The following is a 4,458-nucleotide window of genomic DNA, read 5'->3' as shown; positions in this document are numbered from 1 at the left end:
CGAAGGTGTCGCGAATCTGTTTGATCATGACACCCGCCGTCAACAGCGGCAACTCGGCCGCAGCGGAAGTGACCATGGGACTCTCCAGTCAGATCTGAAAAGCCCTTCATAACATCATGGTCTTAAATTTGGAACTGCTGGTTGATCTGACCGCTGCTTGACACGGCCGTCCTTAAAACGTAATCTTATGCGTCCACCCGGGGCGTAGCGCAGCCTGGTAGCGCACCTGAATGGGGTTCAGGTGGTCGGAGGTTCAAATCCTCTCGCCCCGACCAAGTGACTGGGCGGCAGCAGATCACTCTGTTGCCGCCCTTTTCGTTTGTGGGCCGCAGACACGACGCGCCGTGAACGGCCCAGCGTGTCCCTGGTCCAAGCCTTGGTCTAAACAGTTAGTCCCTCCCATGTCGCTAAATAGCACCGAAGAAATCATCGCCGAACTGCGCGCGGGGCGCATGGTCGTCATCATGGACGACGAGGACCGCGAGAACGAGGGCGACCTTCTGATGGCCGCCGACCAGGTGACGCCGGAGGCGATCAACTTCATGGCCAAGTTCGGGCGGGGGCTGATCTGTCTGACCCTGTCCAAGGAGCGTTGCGAGCAACTGCGCCTGCCGTTGATGGTCACCGAGGGGCACGCCCCCCACGGCACCGCCTTCACCGTCTCGATCGAGGCCGCCGAGGGCGTGACGACGGGCATCTCGGCGGCTGACCGCGCGGCGACGGTTCTTGCCGCGGTCGCTCCGGACGCCCAACCGCGCGATCTGGTGCAGCCCGGTCACATCTTTCCGGTCATGGCGCAACCCGGCGGAGTGCTGGTACGTGCCGGCCACACCGAGGCGGGTTGTGACTTGGTCCGCCTGGCCGGCTTGGAGCCCGCCGCCGTGATCGTGGAGATCCTGAACGAGGACGGCAGTATGGCGCGCCGTGCCGATCTGGAAGCCTTCGCGCAGACCCATGGGCTGAAGATCGGCACCATCGCTGATCTGATCCATTACCGGGTGCGCCACGAGAAGGCCGTGGTCAAGGAGTGTGAGTGTGAAATGCCCACCGAGTATGGGGATTTCCGCGTCCTGGCCTATCGCGACAGCATCGACAACGATCTCCATCTGGCGCTCACCATGGGCGAGATCAGTCCGGAGCGGCCGACCCTGGTGCGCGTCCACTTGCAGAACACCCTGTGCGACCTGTTCACCCCGCGGCACCCGGCCTGCGGCTGGCCGCTGCAGGCTGTTATGCGCCAGATCGCGGAGGCGGGCGAGGGCGTCATCGTTGTCCTGCGCAACCGCGACAATGCCCCGGATCTGCTGGCGCGCCTGAAGGATCTCCAGTTGCATGACGGAGAAGACACGGTCCCGACGCGGCGTCACAAGGAACGTAGCGAACTGCGCACCTACGGCATTGGCGCCCAGATTCTGGCCGACCTGGGCGTGCGCAAAATGCGCGTGATGAGCGCCCCGAAAGCCATGCACGCCATCTCGGGGTTCGACCTGGAGGTCGTGGAGTATGTCAGCGGCGGGCGCTGAGTAACCCGTTAATCATAAGCGAAACAAACCCATTAGGGAACACCTTTGGCGTCTCGGTCGTTGTCGTAATCGAGGTGTGCTACCCGCGAGGATGCGCTCTCACCGCGTTGTTTCGCAATCCGAGTTTTCGGCCTCGATCAAGATTCCGACCACTTGGGCTCGCCGGGTGCGTAGTCAGGCCATCCTGGCCTGACACCGTCAGGGCTGGAAGCCCTGACTACGCATGCCGCTGGTCCGGATTGCGATCAAGGCCGAGTTTTCCAACCCAGATCATCAGGAGTACGCAGCATGAGCATCAAGACGATCGAGGGCGTCCTGCGCGCCGATCAGGCCCGTTTCTGTCTGGTGGTATCCCGTTGGAACGCCTTCATCGTGGAGAGCCTGGAGAAGGGCGCCGTCGATGCACTGCTGCGCCACGGTGCGGAGGAGGAGAATCTGACTATCGTCCGTGTCCCCGGTGCCTTCGAGATGCCCGTTGCCTGCGAGCGCATCGCCAAGCGGGGCGGTTTCGATGCCATCGTCGCCCTGGGCGCCGTGATCCGCGGCGGGACCCCGCATTTCGAGTACGTGGCCGGTGAATGCGTCAAGGGTATGGCTCAGGTGAGCCTGAAATACGGCATCCCGGTCGCCTTTGGCGTGCTGACCGTCGACAGCATCGAGCAGGCGATCGAGCGGGCCGGCACCAAGGCCGGCAACAAGGGCGCCGAGGCGGCCTTGTCCGCCCTGGAGATGGTCGATCTGCTGCGGCGGCTGGAGTGACCCGGATGGCCAAGTCGACCGACCGCGGCGGGGTCAGCCCGCGCAGCCAGGCGCGGCGCTATGCCGCACTCGCGCTCTACCAATGGCATCTGACGCGGGAGGAACCGGCCACCATCCGGCAGCACATGCTCGACGATCCGGAATGGCTGGACGCCCTGGTGAACTCACTCAACGGCGCCGAGGATGACACCCCGGTCGATCCCAAGGACCGCTTCAACTTCAACCTGGAGTTGTTTGATGCCCTGGTGAAAGGCGTCCCCGCCGAGGTCACCGCGATCGATGCGGCACTCGACGGGGTCCTCGACCGGCCGATCAGTCAGGTCGACCCGGTGGAGCTCGCCATCCTGCGAATCGGCGCCTACGAGATCCTCTTCTCCCCCGCCATCCCCGCCGGGGTGGCCATCAACGAGGCGGTCGAGCTCACCAAGCTCCTGGGCGCCCATGAGGGTCACCGTTACGTCAACGGCGTCCTGGACAAGGTGGCCCGCCGCGCCGCGGCAGCCAGTCGTTAAAGCGATTGGTGACTCTATGCGCGTTTTGAGTCGTCTGGCAAAACGTATTGTGTGAGATCAATTGATTTCACGCCTTTTCTGAGGCGCATCGTATACTTTTCGCCTTTACGATAAATGGCTACATGCCAATAGGTACGATCATCTTTTGCTGTGGTCCATGACGATTCAAGCCACGGCTCAAACACGTCGAACGGTATCAGTATTAGGCGCTTGCTGCTACCGCAGCCATACGCGACATAAGACTTCGGATAAGTACGAAGAAATTCTTGCTGGTGTGGGTGGAACGCAAACCAATCAAAGGTCGATGAGTGACATGCGTGGTTTCCTGATAGTCGTCAACACGTAGCGTATTTTACAGCATCAGTTCGTTAAGGCCAGCACCTCGTCCAAAGGAACCTCGTCCAAGCGTCCAGCCCAAGCGGCTCCGAACCTTCCGAGCCAGGACCGCTGCGCCTGCGCGTCGTCCAAGGGCAGAAACAGATCTGTGCCGCGGGCTCCGTCCGCAACCCGCCAGCCAAGCCTCGAACCAGTGGGTGCGGTCAGCCGTAGTGCTGGATTGTACTGCGTGGGGAATGTGTCAATAAAAATGAGACAATCGATAGCCACCGGCGCCGTCTGAGCACGAACTGGACTCGGTGCGCGGTCCAAAGATCAAGCGGCGCACCTGTTCCAGGGAGGTGGTCTTGGTTTTCAATTCCGCGGTCAGGCGCGCCAAGGTGTCCACCGCCGTCTTGTCACGCCCCTGCGTGGGGCAGCGCCCGCCATACCGGTGCCCCCCGTGGAGGCGCGCCAATCGCCACCGGCCAACAACACCCTCAGCCTCTGACCCGACGGTCCGCTGCGCCAGTGCTGAAAACGGCCTTGGGACCAGCGCTTCTGACACAGCCATAAGTCCTGACCGTCGTAGAACAGCACTTTGACCGCAGTTCCTCGGCGGCTGCGTAAAATGAACAGGACACCGTTCATGGGGTCGTCCGTCAACACCTGGCGCATCCGCCCGTCGGTGCGGCAGCGAAAGGCGGCCAGGACGTTCGCGACCAAGACCCGCAACTGCGGGGTCAGGGCGATCACGGCGCCTCCCACAGGCGCCATGTCACCGTCGCGACCGCGGTAGCGCCGATCGCCCCGCAACGACCGGCCGCGGACGTGGGACGCGACCAGAACGCAGCCCGGTCCTGACGCCGGTGGTTCACCCAAAATATTAGTCCCACAAAGGCCGTGGTGCCGCAGTGGACACGGGCGGCGGCGCCGTCGCCGGGGTTAGGTGCCGCTTTAAACCAGAGTAGTCCACCCGTAGGGTCGCGATGACCTTGGACACCCCATTGCGGGCTGCCAGCGCTACCGCCCGTGACCACAGGTCATCGGGAATGCGTGCGCCCACGGGGGTGCTGGCGCGCCAGGCGGCAGGCGTTTGCGTCAGATCGGCTGCGGCGGCGGGTAGGAACAGTGACATGATGGAGGCTCCGGACGACGCAATACGGGGCTCAAAGCCTACTGGGCTAGCGACGGGATTCCATGCAGGCTTACCGTGAAAGTGCGTCGTCAGGCCATCCTGGCCTGACGGAGTCGGGACTGGAACGGTCAGGGCTGGAAGCCCTGACTACGCAGCGGTCGAGAGGACTTTCATGGTCCGGGGTGGCGCGGGCGCCATGGCCGTTAGCCGG

Annotated in this window: 5 protein-coding genes and 1 tRNA gene; 4 read left to right on the top strand and 2 right to left on the bottom strand. The window is 63.1% G+C overall.

Features of this window, described 5'->3' with window-relative positions; translation table 11 throughout:
* Positions 1–198: 198 nt before the first annotated feature.
* The 4 genes from QZY03_RS13995 (at position 199) to nusB (ending at position 2,794) form a co-directional block, all read left to right on the top strand.
* Positions 199–275, top strand: a tRNA-Pro gene (locus QZY03_RS13995).
* 126 nt (positions 276–401) lie between these two features.
* A complete protein-coding gene (gene ribBA, locus QZY03_RS13990; RefSeq protein WP_295582011.1) occupies positions 402–1,523 on the top strand; it encodes a bifunctional 3,4-dihydroxy-2-butanone-4-phosphate synthase/GTP cyclohydrolase II in 1,122 nt (373 codons plus the stop codon).
* 288 nt (positions 1,524–1,811) lie between these two features.
* Positions 1,812–2,282 carry a 6,7-dimethyl-8-ribityllumazine synthase gene (ribE, locus tag QZY03_RS13985; RefSeq protein WP_295582009.1) on the top strand — a complete coding sequence of 157 codons (471 nt, stop codon included), beginning with the start codon at positions 1,812–1,814 and terminating at the stop codon, positions 2,280–2,282.
* Between the two features lie 5 nt (positions 2,283–2,287).
* Positions 2,288–2,794 (top strand): transcription antitermination factor NusB, encoded by a 507-nt coding sequence (nusB, locus tag QZY03_RS13980; RefSeq protein WP_295582007.1) that lies wholly within the window; start codon positions 2,288–2,290, stop codon positions 2,792–2,794.
* A gap of 702 nt (positions 2,795–3,496) precedes the next feature.
* Here nusB and tnpB read toward each other — a convergent pair.
* Complete coding sequence (tnpB, locus tag QZY03_RS32100) at positions 3,497–3,886, bottom strand: IS66 family insertion sequence element accessory protein TnpB (protein ID WP_363169138.1); 390 nt, start codon at positions 3,884–3,886, stop codon at positions 3,497–3,499.
* Positions 3,887–3,995: 109 nt separating this feature from the next.
* A complete protein-coding gene (locus tag QZY03_RS13975) occupies positions 3,996–4,247 on the bottom strand; it encodes a hypothetical protein (protein ID WP_295582005.1) in 252 nt (83 codons plus the stop codon).
* Positions 4,248–4,458: the final 211 nt, after the last annotated feature.

Source organism: uncultured Lamprocystis sp. (assembly GCF_903933125.1).
Lineage (GTDB): Bacteria > Pseudomonadota > Gammaproteobacteria > Chromatiales > Chromatiaceae > Thiodictyon.
The sequence above is the reverse complement of the archived record's forward strand: the minus strand, read 5'-3'. Positions and strand labels throughout refer to the sequence as shown.